The 16,835-nt window shown below is 24.2% G+C and carries 27 protein-coding genes; 22 read left to right on the top strand and 5 right to left on the bottom strand.

Annotation, left to right across the window (positions count from 1 at the left end):
• Positions 1–388 precede the first annotated feature (388 nt).
• The 3 genes from ACFEL4_RS07025 to ACFEL4_RS07015 all read left to right on the top strand — a co-directional run bounded on the left by ACFEL4_RS07025 (position 389) and on the right by ACFEL4_RS07015 (position 3,027).
• A complete protein-coding gene (locus ACFEL4_RS07025) occupies positions 389–907 on the top strand; it encodes a hypothetical protein (protein WP_375317175.1) in 519 nt (172 codons plus the stop codon).
• Between the two features lie 194 nt (positions 908–1,101).
• Positions 1,102–1,923 carry an IS1595 family transposase gene (locus ACFEL4_RS07020; RefSeq protein ID WP_375317173.1) on the top strand — a complete coding sequence of 274 codons (822 nt, stop codon included), beginning with the start codon at positions 1,102–1,104 and terminating at the stop codon, positions 1,921–1,923.
• Positions 1,924–2,088: 165 nt separating this feature from the next.
• Positions 2,089–3,027: a TIR domain-containing protein gene (locus tag ACFEL4_RS07015; RefSeq protein ID WP_375317174.1), complete on the top strand. Its 939-nt coding sequence runs from the start codon at positions 2,089–2,091 to the stop codon at positions 3,025–3,027.
• Positions 3,028–3,676: 649 nt separating this feature from the next.
• Here ACFEL4_RS07015 and ACFEL4_RS07010 read toward each other — a convergent pair.
• Positions 3,677–4,498, bottom strand: a complete 822-nt coding sequence (locus tag ACFEL4_RS07010) for an IS1595 family transposase (RefSeq protein WP_375317173.1) — start codon at positions 4,496–4,498, stop codon at positions 3,677–3,679.
• Between ACFEL4_RS07010 and ACFEL4_RS07005 the strand changes: the two genes are divergently transcribed.
• The gene (locus ACFEL4_RS07005) at positions 4,479–4,700 is read left to right on the top strand and encodes a hypothetical protein (RefSeq protein WP_375317172.1); all 222 of its coding nucleotides are present in this window, start codon (positions 4,479–4,481) and stop codon (positions 4,698–4,700) included. The two genes, ACFEL4_RS07010 and ACFEL4_RS07005, sit on opposite strands and share 20 nt — an antisense overlap.
• A 25-nt stretch (positions 4,701–4,725) precedes the next feature.
• Complete coding sequence (locus ACFEL4_RS07000; protein ID WP_375317171.1) at positions 4,726–5,064, top strand: hypothetical protein; 339 nt, start codon at positions 4,726–4,728, stop codon at positions 5,062–5,064.
• Positions 5,065–5,236: 172 nt separating this feature from the next.
• Here ACFEL4_RS07000 and ACFEL4_RS06995 read toward each other — a convergent pair whose 3' ends face one another.
• Complete coding sequence (locus tag ACFEL4_RS06995) at positions 5,237–5,938, bottom strand: UPF0236 family transposase-like protein (RefSeq protein ID WP_375317170.1); 702 nt, start codon at positions 5,936–5,938, stop codon at positions 5,237–5,239.
• Between the two features lie 124 nt (positions 5,939–6,062).
• Here ACFEL4_RS06995 and ACFEL4_RS06990 point away from each other — a divergent pair, with 124 nt between their 5' ends.
• The 6 genes from ACFEL4_RS06990 to ACFEL4_RS06965 all read left to right on the top strand — a co-directional run bounded on the left by ACFEL4_RS06990 (position 6,063) and on the right by ACFEL4_RS06965 (position 9,340).
• On the top strand, positions 6,063–6,428 hold the full coding sequence (locus ACFEL4_RS06990) for a hypothetical protein (RefSeq protein ID WP_375317169.1): 366 nt from the start codon (positions 6,063–6,065) through the stop codon (positions 6,426–6,428).
• A gap of 372 nt (positions 6,429–6,800) precedes the next feature.
• Positions 6,801–7,097, top strand: a complete 297-nt coding sequence (locus tag ACFEL4_RS06985; RefSeq protein ID WP_375317168.1) for a hypothetical protein — start codon at positions 6,801–6,803, stop codon at positions 7,095–7,097.
• A 12-nt stretch (positions 7,098–7,109) separates the two neighbouring features.
• A complete protein-coding gene (locus ACFEL4_RS06980; RefSeq protein ID WP_375317167.1) occupies positions 7,110–7,646 on the top strand; it encodes a hypothetical protein in 537 nt (178 codons plus the stop codon).
• Positions 7,615–8,442 (top strand): hypothetical protein, encoded by an 828-nt coding sequence (locus ACFEL4_RS06975; RefSeq protein WP_375317166.1) that lies wholly within the window; start codon positions 7,615–7,617, stop codon positions 8,440–8,442. Before ACFEL4_RS06980 ends, ACFEL4_RS06975 begins: the two co-directional genes overlap by 32 nt.
• A complete protein-coding gene (locus ACFEL4_RS06970) occupies positions 8,442–8,861 on the top strand; it encodes a hypothetical protein (protein WP_375317165.1) in 420 nt (139 codons plus the stop codon). The genes ACFEL4_RS06975 and ACFEL4_RS06970 overlap by 1 nt, the downstream gene beginning before the upstream one ends.
• Before the next feature lie 98 nt (positions 8,862–8,959).
• Positions 8,960–9,340: a hypothetical protein gene (locus ACFEL4_RS06965; protein WP_375317164.1), complete on the top strand. Its 381-nt coding sequence runs from the start codon at positions 8,960–8,962 to the stop codon at positions 9,338–9,340.
• Positions 9,341–9,380: 40 nt separating this feature from the next.
• Here ACFEL4_RS06965 and ACFEL4_RS06960 read toward each other — a convergent pair whose 3' ends face one another.
• Positions 9,381–10,202 carry an IS1595 family transposase gene (locus tag ACFEL4_RS06960; RefSeq protein ID WP_375316797.1) on the bottom strand — a complete coding sequence of 274 codons (822 nt, stop codon included), beginning with the start codon at positions 10,200–10,202 and terminating at the stop codon, positions 9,381–9,383.
• A gap of 93 nt (positions 10,203–10,295) precedes the next feature.
• On the opposite strand from ACFEL4_RS06960, the gene ACFEL4_RS06955 reads away from it, so the two are divergent.
• From ACFEL4_RS06955 to ACFEL4_RS06945, 3 genes are all read left to right on the top strand, one after another.
• Complete coding sequence (locus ACFEL4_RS06955) at positions 10,296–10,562, top strand: hypothetical protein (protein ID WP_375317163.1); 267 nt, start codon at positions 10,296–10,298, stop codon at positions 10,560–10,562.
• Positions 10,563–10,825: 263 nt separating this feature from the next.
• Positions 10,826–11,167, top strand: coding sequence for a hypothetical protein (locus tag ACFEL4_RS06950; protein ID WP_375317162.1), 342 nt, complete (start codon positions 10,826–10,828; stop codon positions 11,165–11,167).
• 105 nt (positions 11,168–11,272) lie between these two features.
• Complete coding sequence (locus ACFEL4_RS06945; protein WP_375317161.1) at positions 11,273–11,557, top strand: hypothetical protein; 285 nt, start codon at positions 11,273–11,275, stop codon at positions 11,555–11,557.
• Here the strand turns inward: ACFEL4_RS06945 and ACFEL4_RS06940 are convergent.
• Positions 11,554–11,943, bottom strand: coding sequence for an IS1595 family transposase (locus ACFEL4_RS06940; RefSeq protein WP_375317160.1), 390 nt, complete (start codon positions 11,941–11,943; stop codon positions 11,554–11,556). The two genes, ACFEL4_RS06945 and ACFEL4_RS06940, sit on opposite strands and share 4 nt — an antisense overlap.
• Entirely contained in the window at positions 11,838–12,374 is a 537-nt protein-coding gene (locus tag ACFEL4_RS06935; RefSeq protein WP_375317159.1) for a hypothetical protein, read from the bottom strand. The genes ACFEL4_RS06940 and ACFEL4_RS06935 overlap by 106 nt, the downstream gene beginning before the upstream one ends.
• Between ACFEL4_RS06935 and ACFEL4_RS06930 the strand changes: the two genes are divergently transcribed.
• From ACFEL4_RS06930 to ACFEL4_RS06895, 8 genes are all read left to right on the top strand, one after another.
• Positions 12,374–13,255: a hypothetical protein gene (locus tag ACFEL4_RS06930; RefSeq protein WP_375317158.1), complete on the top strand. Its 882-nt coding sequence runs from the start codon at positions 12,374–12,376 to the stop codon at positions 13,253–13,255. The genes ACFEL4_RS06935 and ACFEL4_RS06930 overlap by 1 nt on opposite strands.
• Before the next feature lie 89 nt (positions 13,256–13,344).
• Positions 13,345–13,881: a hypothetical protein gene (locus tag ACFEL4_RS06925; RefSeq protein WP_375317157.1), complete on the top strand. Its 537-nt coding sequence runs from the start codon at positions 13,345–13,347 to the stop codon at positions 13,879–13,881.
• 79 nt (positions 13,882–13,960) lie between these two features.
• On the top strand, positions 13,961–14,557 hold the full coding sequence (locus ACFEL4_RS06920) for a hypothetical protein (RefSeq protein WP_375317156.1): 597 nt from the start codon (positions 13,961–13,963) through the stop codon (positions 14,555–14,557).
• Positions 14,557–14,733 carry a hypothetical protein gene (locus ACFEL4_RS06915; protein ID WP_375317155.1) on the top strand — a complete coding sequence of 59 codons (177 nt, stop codon included), beginning with the start codon at positions 14,557–14,559 and terminating at the stop codon, positions 14,731–14,733. The genes ACFEL4_RS06920 and ACFEL4_RS06915 overlap by 1 nt, the downstream gene beginning before the upstream one ends.
• A 1-nt stretch (position 14,734) precedes the next feature.
• Positions 14,735–15,727, top strand: coding sequence for a hypothetical protein (locus ACFEL4_RS06910; protein WP_375317154.1), 993 nt, complete (start codon positions 14,735–14,737; stop codon positions 15,725–15,727).
• A complete protein-coding gene (locus tag ACFEL4_RS06905; RefSeq protein ID WP_375317153.1) occupies positions 15,682–16,089 on the top strand; it encodes a hypothetical protein in 408 nt (135 codons plus the stop codon). Before ACFEL4_RS06910 ends, ACFEL4_RS06905 begins: the two co-directional genes overlap by 46 nt.
• Positions 16,043–16,285, top strand: coding sequence for a hypothetical protein (locus ACFEL4_RS06900; RefSeq protein WP_375317152.1), 243 nt, complete (start codon positions 16,043–16,045; stop codon positions 16,283–16,285). Before ACFEL4_RS06905 ends, ACFEL4_RS06900 begins: the two co-directional genes overlap by 47 nt.
• Before the next feature lie 176 nt (positions 16,286–16,461).
• On the top strand, positions 16,462–16,674 hold the full coding sequence (locus ACFEL4_RS06895) for a hypothetical protein (RefSeq protein ID WP_375317151.1): 213 nt from the start codon (positions 16,462–16,464) through the stop codon (positions 16,672–16,674).
• Positions 16,675–16,835: the final 161 nt, after the last annotated feature.

Raw genomic sequence — 16,835 nt, 5'->3', positions numbered from 1 at the left:
ACCTGACCATATTAAGTTAATTGAATAGAGTAAAAATTACTGAACGATAGAAATATCGTTCTTTATATTTAAAGACATAATACATATTTAAGTTTATTAAACACCTATCAGATGAAAAAAATAAAATTTATGCCTACGAAAATGTTTATATGATAAAATTTCAATACCACTGGGGAAAAGATGAGAAAATTTTTTTAATTTTGTAGAAAAATAGTGATGGAATATTTTTTTCTATCACGTCATATATTTAATTAAAGTTAATTTTTGTTGATTTATAGAACTTTTTTAGTGTTAATTATTAAAATTACTAAAACCTTATTATATATCAATATTTTTGTTATAAATTAAAAGAAAATTTTTAAATAATTAAAGAAAGAAGAAGATTAGATTGAGTGAACACGATATTCTTAATTGAATAGGTGCTGTTGCTAGTGTTAGTATACTTGTTTTTCTATTATTATTTTTAATAATAGTATTTTCATTAAACTATAAGAATAAAAGTAAAGTTAAAAAAATACTTTGTTCAAATGATTTTAATAAAATTACAGAAACAGAAGCACAATTAGCAGTAGGTATAGAGAAATATTTTCAAGAAATTTTTATAAAAGATGTCGATAGAACTTTGTTTAAAAAGCTTTTTAAAACAGAAACTGGAATTGGCAAAAGACCAACTAAAATGGCTTGAGATTTTTTTATAATTTTAATTACTTCAGTTTTAGCAAATACTTCCGAGAGAAAAGTTTCTGAAGCAGTTAACAGTCTTAAAAATATTTTTGATGAAAGTAAAAAACTACTATTAAGTTCTAGTAATGGTAATTTAATAACAGATATTATTCTAAAAATTATTAACTTAAAAATCAGATCAATTTTAGTTAGTAGTAGATTATTAGCAAAAAAAAGATGCTAATGATAAATTTACTATTAATGATGAAAATTTAGATAAAAACACCATTAAAGATTTTTGAAATCAAGTGAATAAACTTAGAAAAGAGTTAGTAGAAAATAAGTATTTATATTTTATTTCCGTACTTTTACTTTCAGGTCACACTAATGAACAAATTAATAACGGACTTCTCCCCACATGTACTTGTGGAGGAAACAATGAAATTGAATGAGTTCAATAATACTTTTCAAACTGAAAAACAATGTCTTGCATATATAGCAAGTTTGAAACAAAGCAAATGTATTAGGTGTTCTAGTTTTAATTTGAATACTTCTAATTTAAGAAAAATGAGATGTTTGAAATGTCATCAAACATTCAGTATTCTCACGGGCACTATATTTTCAAAGTCACAAACACCTTTAATATCTTGGTTTTATCTCATCTTTAGATGAATAAACACCAAACATGGAATTCCATCAACTGATGTTGCAAAAGAATTGGGAGTGACCTTGAAAACAGCTTGAAGAATGAGTCATAAAATCCGAAGTGCCATTGCTAAACAAGAACCTCAATTCATTGTTGAGGGCATAGTGCAAATGGATGAAATGTATCTTTCACATATGGGTTTTAAAAAACAAGGAAGATCCTTGTTGAACAAAACCTTGATTGTTGGTATTTATGAAAAAACAACCAACAATCTGATTGTGAAAGTATTGAAAAACGCAAACAGTAAAAATCTTTTGCAGTTTGCAATAAACCACATTTCTTCAAAGTGTGATGTACATACTGATTCTTGAAAAGGATATCGCGATTTGAAATCGGTTTTCACTAAGCATGAAACAGTTAACCATCAAGATGGCTATGTTTCAAAAACTGGTGTAAATACCAACCAAATTGAGTCAGTATGAAAACATATACGAAGAACATTTAAAACACATATCAAAGTTGCAAAACATCATATTCATTTATATGCAAAAGAAGCTGCATATAAATTCAATAACATACCTAGTTTTGAAACTGTAATGCTATGTTTAATTTAAAAATGTGGGGAGAAGTCCGTAGATAGGCTTTTCTCAGCATTTATGTGATAAAATTTAAAAATAGTACATAAAGGGAGAAAAGCCTTAATAATTTAGTAAGCTATCCAAATGAACATAAAATAACTGAAAATGAAATTAATTAAAGCGAGTTAGAGGAGTTATAACATGCCAAAAATACCAAAAGTTTTTATTTCGTATCATCACAAAAGAGAGCAGAAAAATAAAAATAAATTAGTAGAATTATTTAAAAAACATCATAGTGAACATTTTGAAATCAAAGACACGTCTGTAGGATTAGATGAAATTGATATTAACTTGCTTTATAAAAAACTTATTAAAAAAGAACTTAATAAAGAAAATATTAAAAAAATTAACAAAGAGTTTAAAAAAGAACTTTATAAAAAACTTAATAAAGAAATATTTAAAATTATCAGAGAAAAATATTTAAAAGATTCAAATGTTACTATACTTATTTTAGGAAAACATACAAAATGTAGACAACACATTGATTGAGAAATTGCAACTTCATTAATGTCTTATGGAAGTTTGGATAGAAGAAAGAGAAATGGTCTGATAATACTTTTAACTGATGATTTTATTAAAAAAGAAAAAATAAATTCTGTTTTTGATGGTAAAAATTATAACTCTTTGATTACTGAAAAAAATTCTGGTTCAAGAATTTATGAAAATGTAGAGAATAATTATGCAAGTGTTGAAAGCTTCTCAAAGATGCTTTCAAATCCTATTAAATTAAAAAAAATGATTGATGAATCTCTAACTAACTCTAAAATAGTTATTAGCCCTAACACTAAAACATTACTTAAAGATAATAATGAAGAAGAATGTCAAAGAAAATGCTTAACAATTTGAACAGAATGTTTTAATTTTCTTTTTTACGATTCAAAAAACCAGATTTCTAAAGAACTATCTTTTAAACAAATTAAAAAAGACGAAATTAATACTGCAACACAAAAAGAAGATGAAATCATTGCGGAATTAGTTTTTGAACAAACTAAAGATGAAATTAATGAACAAATTCAAAGTAATAGCCATAGAACTCCAGATTTACTTAGTGGTTTTTTTTCAATTATTAGTATTATTTAATAGTTTTACAATTATTACTTGTTTCTAAGTACACATTTTCATGTTGATTTATTTTGGTTTGTAGTCTCACAAAATTAATAGGTTTACCACTAATAATTATGAATTTCTTTAACTAATTGATCATATGCTTTAATAATTTCCCTTACTTGTTTCCATGTCTCGAAAGTACCACCAGTAAAATGCACATGCCCACCAAGGGTGAATAAAGTTAATAGTTATAATTTAATTTTCTTTAAATAAAAGACAACATTAAACTATTTAATTGTTGCTATAATTATATCATATTATAGTTAATAAACAAAGTATTTTAATGTTTTATTTTATTATTTTATAACAAAAATTCCTAACTATTTAGGTAAAGATTTATTAAGTTTTTAAAATATTAAAGTAAAAGATTTAATTTATTAATTCTTGCTGAATTAATTAAAAGCATATTATTAAGTACTTTATCATTATAAATTTTAGCACCATAACCTTTTAATGATTTCACTAAATGTGAAACATCACTTTCAGCACAAACTCCTTGATTTCAATTTTCTTTTTGATTAATAATACCTTCTTTATTATTTTTAAAATATTTATATATTTTTTCATCAATATTATTTACTTTTAAAAAATCTAATAATAAATCGGACTTCTCCCCACATTTTTAAATTAAACATAGCATTACAGTTTCAAAACTAGGTATGTTATTGAATTTATATGCAGCTTCTTTTGCATATAAATGAATATGATGTTTTGCAACTTTGATATGTGTTTTAAATGTTCTTCGTATATGTTTTCATACTGACTCAATTTGGTTGGTATTTACACCAGTTTTTGAAACATAGCCATCTTGATGGTTAACTGTTTCATGCTTAGTGAAAACCGATTTCAAATCGCGATATCCTTTTCAAGAATCAGTATGTACATCACACTTTGAAGAAATGTGGTTTATTGCAAACTGCAAAAGATTTTTACTGTTTGCGTTTTTCAATACTTTCACAATCAGATTGTTGGTTGTTTTTTCATAAATACCAACAATCAAGGTTTTGTTCAACAAGGATCTTCCTTGTTTTTTAAAACCCATATGTGAAAGATACATTTCATCCATTTGCACTATGCCCTCAACAATGAATTGAGGTTCTTGTTTAGCAATGGCACTTCGGATTTTATGACTCATTCTTCAAGCTGTTTTCAAGGTCACTCCCAATTCTTTTGCAACATCAGTTGATGGAATTCCATGTTTGGTGTTTATTCATCTAAAGATGAGATAAAACCAAGATATTAAAGGTGTTTGTGACTTTGAAAATATAGTGCCCGTGAGAATACTGAATGTTTGATGACATTTCAAACATCTCATTTTTCTTAAATTAGAAGTATTCAAATTAAAACTAGAACACCTAATACATTTGCTTTGTTTCAAACTTGCTATATATGCAAGACATTGTTTTTCAGTTTGAAAAGTATTATTGAACTCATTCAATTTCATTGTTTCCTCCACAAGTACATGTGGGGAGAAGTCCGATAATAATTTTATTGGTTTATTAATTAAAGATAAAAATTTAGAATGAACTTTTTACTTAGATGTTACAATTGGTAAAATAGAAAGTAAAATTTATAATGCATATGCTGAAAGAAATATTAATAATATTAAATCAAAGATAATTTATGATAATATTTACATATATTAAGTAAACTATTAAGGAGATTTAAAGAATGTATTTAGAAAATGGAGGAATATCACCTTGACTTTTATTAATAATTATTATTAGTTCTTGAATATTATTAGTTGGTTTATTTTTTTTGTTTGTTTTTGGTTTGAGATTATGTGATTATAATCATAATGTTTGGGGAATATTATTATTATTTATAACATTCAATATTGTTGGATTAATAGTAGGCATATTAATAATATCCTATAAAAATAAAAAAGTTTTTGAAAAATTAAAAGAATTAGGCGTTGACTATAAAAATATATCTTTTCAACATAATAAAAAAGATAAAAAAAATATCAGAAAAAATAAGAAAAATACTATTCCCCCACAATCTAATTAAAAAGTTACCTTATTGGTAACTTTTTATATTATATTTTTTATTATCTATTATTCATTTTTTAAATATGTTAATATTTAAACATACTAGTTAATTAGATACTATGTTAATTCAAAAAGGCTTTTCTCAGCATTTATGTTATAAAATTAAAAATAGTACATAAAGGGAGAAAAGCCTAAATAAATTGTAAATCAAGAAATTCATAAATTTTATCAATTAATTCTTGTCTTTTAATTCTTTCACCATTTTTAGTTTTCATATAAGTTATTTTTTTATCTTTTAAAACATTTCTACTTTTAGTAGATTTTTCTAAATCTGTACCTTTATTTGCACTAATTGTACGAATACGATTTTTTTGTTTTTTATTATTAAATAATGAAGAAATAAAACAATCATCCATATTTACAAATAATTTTTCATTTGGTAATACTATCTTTTTATCTTTTATTTTTTCAACACCTATTACTGCATTTTTCATTACATTAGTCATATATGTTTTAGAAAATTTAGCATTTTTTACTATATCTTGTACATCAGATTGTCTTTTACCATTACCTGAATTTTTTATTATTATATGTTCTAAATTAGTTAAGGTTCTTTTTCTTTTTTTAATTTTTATATAATTATCTAAAGGATAATAATATTCATTAGTTTCTAATATTAAATAACATCTACGATAAAAATCATTTATTTTACCATATTTAGTATTTGGGCTTCTTGGAGCAGTTTTAACATATTTATATTTACTTTTATCATATTTATTTTTATGTCAAAAATCATCATATGCTAATCATATATTTCTGAAATAATTAATATCATTTTTATTAATTTCTTTATCACATTCTTCATAATCAAGTTCATCAGTAAGAAAATTCATAATATTTAATTCCTTTCTTAATTTATGAATTTGATTATAATAGTAATTAAAAAGAAAATGTTGTAATAATATTTTTGACACTAATGTATAATTAATATAAGAAATAATAAATAAGGTGAATAATATGCCCGCACAAAGAAAATATTTAGGAAATTATGATGTTACAATTAGTAATTATTTACGCACAAAAAATAAAATATTAACACCACAATGATTAAATAATGCACTTGGAATTGATAGAAAATATATATTTGATTGCCGACGCAGAAGCAGTCCATGACAACGTAATTTTTTAAAAAGTTATGATAAAGCACGTAGTATTATTTCAACTCATATGTTAGAAAAAGCATTAGTAAAACCAGAAATAATTTATCAACATTGATTAAAATCTCATCCAAATGAATTTGATATTAATGAAGAAGATAATAACACACAAAGTAATATAATTATTAATATTATTGAACCTAGAAAAATAGAAAATAATGACTAGAAACCTATAATAAATATAGGTTTTTTTCTTTATTTTAAAGGGTAAAAATGATATAATATATTAAAGTGAATATGTTAAATAACATATATTAAAGTGATGTATTAATATAATAAAAATTCATAAAGGGAGATTAAAGGTATGAGTAATTTTACTTTTGATGAAAAAGAGAATTATAGTTTAGATGATGTTAAAGGTTTACTAAAACAACACAGAAATGTAGTATATGCTGAAAGTAAAAAAGATATTTAACCTAAATTAAGTGAATATGAAACTAAATTAAAAGAATATGAAAATAAAGTTAATAGTTATGAAGAGCAACAATTATTTTCTAATATTAAAGATACTAAAAAAGTAAATTTAATTAAAAATTTAATGAGTACTGATAATTATAAATCTTTATCTAAACAAGAAGCATTTAATAAAATAAATGAAGATTATAAAGAATTTCTTATTGATAAAACATCAGAATCTATTAAACAAGAAAATAAACCTAATTCAAATGATTTTAATCCTAAAACTCTTTTAGATTTACATACAAATAGTATTAATCCAGAAGAATTAGAAAGAAAATTAAATGAAAAAGCTAAAACTACAGGTATTACTGACCCTAACGAATTAGAAAAACTTGTAAATTTAGCAAGAGGAACTGCACTTAAATCTATTAAATAGAAAGAGGATAAAATGGCAATTCCAAAAATTCCAGAAGCATTTATTATTGGTGGTAATTCCCCTACTGAAAATGCTGTTTTAAGTGTACTTGAAGCACAAGTTCGTGGTGAATTAACTGCTGAATTAAGTACTTTATTTATGAGAAATACTGTTACTGCTGACCAAATAGCAAATATTAGTGGTGTAGCAATGGCAATATATAGAGCAACAGTACGGGTATTATGAGGCTCAACATGAGATGAATTTACAGGTACTAAAAGACAAAAAGGAACAGTTAAAACAACAACATTAATTATTGATAAAGAATTAACAATTGATTTTAATATTCCAGAATTTGATATTGAAAGATTTATGACTTCACCAGCAAATGTAGCAACTCAAATTGTTTCAAATTGAACAAGTTCATTTATGAGAAATTTAAGAGAAAATTTTGCTATATGTGTTGGAGATAATATAAATTGTCAAGGAACAGTTAGAATTCAAGTTAAAAAACAAACTAATTTAAAGGATGTTAAAAATGCCACATGTTGAGAATACACAATCAAATAACTATACACTAACTAAATTAATGAGAACTGGTATAAGTCCAATTTCAGCAATGATTGGAACTAGTGCTTATTATGGTCAATTAATAGGTAATCCAATATTAGGTTCAATTAATAGTTTATTATTTGGTAAAAAATTAGGTTTAGATATTTGAAATTTAAATCAAAGACCTTCTGCTAAAACTAAACTAATTAATAGTAGTAAAAAAATATTATTAGGTTTAGGAACAATTGGCTTAGTAAATTATGCAAAATTTACTAATACAAATATCAATCAAAATCCAACTGAAAATCCAATAACTACAACAACAGTAGACCCATTTCCAGATGATTTATTCTTTAGTAATAATACTACTGATAATAATTTAATGGATTGAGATACTTATATTTCATTAAATGCTTATGGTATTTCAAATCTTATAGCAGGAATTACTGAATTAATACCTAATAGTTTTGAAAATATTCGTAGAATAGAAAATATGGCAAATGGTGGATGTTTAATATCAACTGATGTTGCCATGGGTATTAATAATGATTTTAATAATGCTTATACAGTACCTACCATAGTTGCTGGTGCTTCTGAAATTATCCATAATTTACTACCTATTGAAACTACACATCATAACCAAGAAATGCAAGAAACACCATTTAATAATGAAACTTCAAGATTAATTAATGATAATAGATTTACTATTAATAGTGAAACATCTAGTCAATATGGTAGTGATAATATGAGTGAAGTACCATTAAATCATGATAATGCTTCATTAAATTGAGATTATAACCATATGAGTTTATAATGTTACCTTTAATTATTAGACTTATATACTCAGCATTAGCAAGTGATGATATTCGTGTATTAATTGTTAGTTTATTAAAAAATTATAGTAAAGATACAGGATTAAAAGCAGTTTTAGATAGTGAAAATGTTAGTGAAGAAGAACTTGACCAACCATATTCAACTTTTAATCCAAATATTGCTAAAAAATTATTATCTATATTAAAATCTAATGAATTAACTATTTTAAAAAATGAATTAAATAAATTATTTGTTAATCCTGCTAAAAAAATTAATAATTTATTAAAAGATAATACTAAAGATTTAAATGATAAAGATATAGAAGAAACTAATAATAAAGATGAAAAAGGTTGAGTAGTATTATCTAGTTCATGATTAAAAAAAGGTAATTTTTATAAATCTAATAAATCATTAAATTAGGTTTATTACAAGTATTAATACAAAGTGATACAAGTAAAAATAAACGTTGATATGGACCATATACTTATCCTAATGTAAGTGAAGAAACTTGAAACTTAATGAAAGTACAAAAAGGTAAAAATGGTAGTGGTGCTGGAACAATATTTTGAAGATATTTTTTAAGGAGTTTTTTACCATCACAGATACGTAAATATGTTAAGAAACAACTTAAAGAACAGAAAGGTATTAGTAAAGGTAAACAACGTTATAATGTGCTTAAATCAACGAATATTAATGTATTAAAAACAACTGCATTTATTAATAGATTAGAACGTGGATTTTTTAAACTTAAAGAATTTAAAACTTTACCAAAAACTGAATTAGGTAGTAGAGCATGAAGAGTAGAAAGAAAAGAATATTTAACTTTTCATAAAACTAATAATTTAAATAAAAATAGGCTTTTCTCCCTTTATGTACTATTTTTAAATTTTATCACATAAATGCTGAGAAAAGCCTATCTACGGACTTCTCCCCACATTTTTAAATTAAACATAGCATTACAGTTTCAAAACTAGGTATGTTATTGAATTTATATGCAGCTTCTTTTGCATATAAATGAATATGATGTTTTGCAACTTTGATATGTGTTTTAAATGTTCTTCGTATATGTTTTCATACTGACTCAATTTGGTTGGTATTTACACCAGTTTTTGAAACATAGCCATCTTGATGGTTAACTGTTTCATGCTTAGTGAAAACCGATTTCAAATCGCGATATCCTTTTCAAGAATCAGTATGTACATCACACTTTGAAGAAATGTGGTTTATTGCAAACTGCAAAAGATTTTTACTGTTTGCGTTTTTCAATACTTTCACAATCAGATTGTTGGTTGTTTTTTCATAAATACCAACAATCAAGGTTTTGTTCAACAAGGATCTTCCTTGTTTTTTAAAACCCATATGTGAAAGATACATTTCATCCATTTGCACTATGCCCTCAACAATGAATTGAGGTTCTTGTTTAGCAATGGCACTTCGGATTTTATGACCCATTCTTCAAGCTGTTTTCAAGGTCACTCCCAATTCTTTTGCAACATCAGTTGATGGAATTCCATGTTTGGTGTTTATTCATCTAAAGATGAGATAAAACCAAGATATTAAAGGTGTTTGTGACTTTGAAAATATAGTGCCCGTGAGAATACTGAATGTTTGATGACATTTCAAACATCTCATTTTTCTTAAATTAGAAGTATTCAAATTAAAACTAGAACACCTAATACATTTGCTTTGTTTCAAACTTGCTATATATGCAAGACATTGTTTTTCAGTTTGAAAAGTATTATTGAACTCATTCAATTTCATTGTTTCCTCCACAAGTACATGTGGGGAGAAGTCCGTAAAAATATTGGCATTTCTATTTATAAAAATAAAAGTAAATATAAAACATGAAAGTAGGTGGTAATTATTATTGAATTAGATAAACCAATTAAACCAATTGGTATATGAAATACTATTAATCCATTAAGTAAAGATAATAAAGAATATAAAAGATTAAATAAGATTTGATTTAATAAAAATAGTACTCATATTGATAAAATTAAAATTTTAATATCTAATATTTTAAAAATAACTAGTCATATTATTGGTATATTAATCACTGTTTTCTTTACTAGTACACCATGATTAATACCTAAAATAGATATATTAATGGGTATTGTATAATATTCTAATAATACTTTTTATTTTAGTTGACCAGACCATTTTGCATTAACTTTATTTCCAATGTTTAGTCATATAGGATTAAATCTTATTACTAAATTAGGTAATTATGGAAAATTAATTAAATATGGATTAATTACTATACCAATTATTATTACAAGTCCTTATTAATTTATCAATATCAACAAATTAAAAAACATAAAAAAGAATGTAATTTATGTAAACAACATTCAAATAAAATTCAAATAGAAAAGGTGGAATAAATCATGAATTTAACAGTATATTTATTAAGTGGAATTATAGGAGGAGCAGTTACTAGTGGTATTATTATTGCTTTTGTATTATCTATTATTTCAAAAAAAATTAAAAAAAATAAACAAGATATAGTTGCTAAAGAACTTAAAATTAATAAATTAATTGAATATATTATTTTAAATACTAAACAATTAAATGATAAATTACAATTAACAGAAACTCCTATTGCACAAAAATTAGATGCTTTTGATGTTGATGAAAAAGATTTTGAAGATTTTATTATTGCTCAAAAAGTAAAACGTCAAGAATTAACAAATAAAGATAAGAAAAAAGTAACTAAAATTAAAATTTAAAGGGTTTAAATACCCTTTATTTTTACATTAAGGAGTAAATTATGGCTATTAAAGACCCAATTTTATTTATAACAGTTGAAGAATTTAAAAATTCTAAATATTTTAATGAATTATTATTTGATAAAGTTAGATTATTTACGTGGTCAAGTTTCAATTAGTCAAGGTGGATTAACTTATAGTGAAACTAATCCAGATGACCCTTATTTTATCCCACCAGAAGTATTTAATTATTTAAGAAAAATTAAAGAATATCCAAATATTAAAGGTTTTGATTTAAAAGGAATAGAACCACAAAAAAATAAGGCTTTTCTCCCTTTATGTACTATTTTTAAATTTTATCACATAAATGCTGAGAAAAGCCTATCTACGGACTTCTCCCCACATTTTTAAATTAAACATAGCATTACAGTTTCAAAACTAGGTATGTTATTGAATTTATATGCAGCTTCTTTGGCATATAAATGAATATGATGTTTTGCAACTTTGATATGTGTTTTAAATGTTCTTCGTATATGTTTTCATACTGACTCAATTTGGTTGGTATTTACACCAGTTTTTGAAACATAGCCATCTTGATGGTTAACTGTTTCATGCTTAGTGAAAACCGATTTCAAATCGCGATATCCTTTTCAAGAATCAGTATGTACATCACACTTTGAAGAAATGTGGTTTATTGCAAAATGCAAAAGATTTTTACTGTTTGTGTTTTTCAATACTTTCACAATCAGATTGTTGGTTGTTTTTTCATAAATACCAACAATCAAGGTTTTGTTCAACAAGGATCTTCCTTGTTTTTTAAACCCATATGTGAAAGATACATTTCATCCATTTGCACTATGCCCTCAACAATGAATTGAGGTTCTTGTTTAGCAATGGCACTTCGGATTTTATGACCCATTCTTCAAGCTGTTTTCAAGGTCACTCCCAATTCTTTTGCAACATCAGTTGATGGAATTCCATGTTTGGTTTTTATTCATCTAAAGATGAGATAAAACCAAGATATTAAAGGTGTTTGTGACTTTGAAAATATAGTGCCTGTGAGAATACTGAATGTTTGATGACATTTCAAACATCTCATTTTTCTTAAATTAGAAGTATTCAAATTAAAACTAGAACACCTAATACATTTGCTTTGTTTCAAACTTGCTATATATGCAAGACATTGTTTTTCAGTTTGAAAAGTATTATTGAACTCATTCAATTTCATTGTTTCCTCCACAAGTACATGTGGGGAGAAGTCCGAAAAATAATTATTTTAATAAATTTATTTCAAATTGTGGTGAAGATAGTCCTTTAAATGAATATATTCCTTATACTAATTTAGAATCATCAGATACTAGAACTAAAATCACTATTACTCATCCACAAAATAGATCAAGACCGGTTATTAATATTGATACTAGAGGTATTAATACATCTACTACAGTACCTGAATTTAAAAGTCCAAAAGAAACTATTGATATTAAATATTATAAAGAAACTCATATAGTTAATAGTGATGTTAGTGATAAAGTAATTTATTTTGATGACCTTGATGATAGAAAAAATGCTATTGCAATGGATAGATTTAATGATGATGAAGGTAAAATATATTCATTAGAAGAAGAAATAAAAGAAAATACTTATAAAATCACTAGTAATACATTAGATATTACTTCACCAAGTATAATTAATATAGATAAACCAATTAAAATTAATTCAAAAAGTTTAGAAACTAATGAAATAGAAGACAATTGTTGAGATATTGAATTAAAAGATAATCCAACACCAAATCCTAACCCAAGTGTTCCAGAATGAAAAGAAGTAGCAGTTAGTACTGATTTAGTAACAATTAATTATAATTTAAAAAATAAAAATTATTATCGAGTATTCTATAATGGACGTACTAGAGATTTAATTACTAATATTGGGAAAGGTACACATGAAATAAAAGAATTTTATTATCAAGATAATGAAAATGCTTTTATGTTAGGTATTTTTAATATGATGTTAACTGGAATGCCTATGTATATTAAAAATAATGGAGTTAGTTTATATGCTGAAGCACGGATGTGTAATTTATGAAAATTAGAAGAATTACAGGAATAATATTATGAATAAAGAATTTACTTATCTTAATGAAATTAGTTATTGATTATTAAATAAAAGTGATTTTACTCATAGTGAATATAATCTTAGTGGTTCACGATATAGTAGTAAAACATATAGTTATAGCAGAAGAATTAGCAATATTAATAGCTATTTCAATTAAAGTTAATAAATCAATTGCTATATATTGTTTTAGAAAATTAAATAAAGATATTAATTATTTAGTAAAAGAAATATATAATGCTTTAATAACAATAGGTTTAAATGATTATAAAGATTTTACTTTAAAATACCCTAATAAGAAAGCAGACTTTCGTTTTAAAGGCTCTAAATCATTTATAAGAGTAATGGGTGTATATAGTAATTCAAATGATAGAATACCTTTAAAAGGACTTTCTCGTAGTGAAATAAAAGGTTTTGATTTAGCAATTGAATGATGTGAAGAAGCAAATGAATTTACTCAGCAAGAATTTCAAGCAATAACATTTGCATTAGGTAATGCTAAAAAAAGAATAAAAATAAAAAGTTGTAATCCAGATAATATTTATCAATATTATATTGAATATATGAATAAAATTATACCTTTTAATTTAGAAATAATGAAAGAAAAAAAATGAACAAATTAAATCAATATTTGATAATAATATTTTTAAATTATTTCATTATAGTAATTGAAAAGTAAATGCTCATAATCTTACATTAGATATGATTAATGATTTAGAAGAATTAAAAGTATTAGATCCAATTAAAGCACAATCTTGATATTATGGTGTACCAAGTATTCTTACTGGTGCTATATTTGCAAGATATCTTGATAAAGTTGGTACTAAATTAGATTTTCAAGTACAAAGATTATCAGGTGGATTAGATATAGGTATGGCAACAAGTCCAAGTGGTCATCCTACATCTGCTTCATTATGATTTATTGGTGAAAATGATAATGGTAGAAGAGCACATAAAGAAAGTGAATTTTATCATAGTAATGTAACAATGCAATATAAAGATACTGATACATTAGCAAATGATATTATTAATTATTATATAAATGAAAGTAAACGTTATATAGCAATGTTATTTGGTTTTACTTGTTATGTTGATTATGGTAATGGTGGATTAGTATTTATTGATGTTTTAAAAAGTTGAGTTAAAAAACGTAATATAACATGATTAAAATTTATAGCAGTAGATAAATCAACTTTATATTTAAATGATAGAATTGATTTTACAACAATTTGTATGCTTAAAATATTATTAGTTTTAATTGAGAAAGATGTCCAGAAACTAAAAGACAATATAATTTAATGCAATGATTATCTAAAGTAAAAATAGATAATGCTAATAATACTCCGCAAATGTTAGATTTACATGATGATACTTGAGATAGTGATATGTATGCTTTAATGCATGAAATGAAATGATTAATTAATGGTATTAATAATAAATTATTAATTAATAAAAATAATTTTGGTGGTGATTAATATGATAAATACAATGGAATATTTAAGTTGTGATAAATCAAAATGATATATTGATATACCAATGATTATTGCTCAAAAATCAACTAAATTATGATTAGGTAAAGGTTTTTTATTTAATTCAAGTAAAAAAGAAATATTAGATTATCTTAATGATATGAATTTAAAAGATAAATGATTAGAAAAATTTTATAAATTTGGTTTACAAAATTCACTAATGGGTAAAGTATTTATTATGATTATAATTAATGAAGATAATAGTAAATCCCTTAAAATATTACCTAATAGTTTTTGGGGTAGAGTTGCTAAATATAATGAACAAGAACAAGCAGCAGAATTTTATTTTATTAATGAACAAGCAGATAGTGCTACTTTAACATGAGTAACAATACAAAATGGAAAAGTTAAATATGAAACATATAAAGATAATAATAAAGATATTATTTTAGGTTCTACAAGAACAAAATTAAAACCAAATATAACACCATTAAAAACTTATGAAATTAAAAATCCATTTAATTATATTCCTATTTTTGAAATAACTAATTTACCAATTATTAATTTATATGGTAATACAACTACTTTAAATGCTTATCCAGATTGTACAGCAGTATGAGATTTAATATATGATTTAAATCGTGTTATTAGACAAAAAAGATTAGAAAGAGAATTAAATGTTACTACTTTATTTGCTTCATTAGATAATGAAACAGCAAAAGAAATGCAAGAAAATGGTAATATTATTGAAAATCCTAAAAAAGATATGATAGTTAATGTTGGTAGTGCTGGATATGATAAAAATGGTAATGGGGGTATGCAAATTATACAAGGTAATCCTAAATTTAGTGAATATTGATTAGATTATAATGGTACTGCTAAAGTAATATTAATGGTGCAGGTTATGATTATGATGAACATGGTAATGATGTTTATACTAATAAAACACAAAGTATGTTTAATAATAAATTTGATATGGAAACAACAGAAATTAAAATAGCATTTTATAGTGCTTATTTTTATCGTATATTTGATTTACTTCTTATTAGTGAAAATTTATGAAATGGTATTGGTGAAAGACCTTATTCATTTAAATTTATACCTATAGCAATGACTGACCAAATTATACAAGACCGAATTATTAATTCAAGATTAAATAATGGCACAATGACAGTAACTGAAGCCATTGGTGAATATGATAATATTGACCAACTTATGGCTGAAAATAAATTAGAAACTATTATTATAGAAAATAAAAAATTAAATAAAGAATTAGGAGATAATGAAAATGAGCAATCATCAACGAATTCAATTAATGAAACACGCACATCTACATCTAAAGAGACAACAAGCAATAATTAAACGTTTAAGTCATTGAAAAATATTTCCATTTATAATTAATAATGGAGCAATACCTTTAACTGAAACTGGTTATAAACCTATAAATAGTAAAATTAGTGATTTTGGTCAATATGAATTAATACTTTCTGGTAATACTCCAGTTGTATGTATTTGAAAAAATAGTACTAATATATATATCAAAAAAATAAAGGTATAACAGACCCAGTAACACATAAAACAACAGGCCAAGATGAATTTTATACTAAACAATATAAAATTGGTGATTATTGAAATGCTTATTTAATTGATGATACAAGTGGTGTAGATTTTGGTGGTTTACCTAATAATAGTTTATTTAAAACAATTTCTGCTACAAGACAATATACATTAGTTATGTTTGAAGAACAAATTACAGTAGATGATTACTTACAATTTTGTTGTGTATTTAACGATAAAAATGAAAATATTGGTGGTAATACAGGTAAAAATCAAGATAGACAATTATTATATAGGCTTTATTATATACTCTTAATGTTGCATTTGCTAGAAAGTCTGCTCCTTGTAAACAATAATCTTTTTTTAGAATCTTCAAAATTAAAATCCTAAAAAATAATCAAATTTCCTAAATTAAATATGTAATAATATTACTGTTATTGGTTAATGAAAGTTAACCGGTGGGTAACCAAATCTCACTTATATTATCGAGAACCGTTAGGTTCTCTTTTTTTATTAGTTTAATTTAACAGTTAATTCCTTAATAAAAACAA

This window comes from Spiroplasma endosymbiont of Virgichneumon dumeticola (assembly GCF_964264745.1).
Taxonomy (GTDB): domain Bacteria; phylum Bacillota_I; class Bacilli_A; order Mycoplasmatales; family VBWQ01; genus Spiroplasma_E.
Note: the sequence above shows the minus strand (reverse complement) of the source record. Positions and strands in the feature narration are given on the sequence as shown.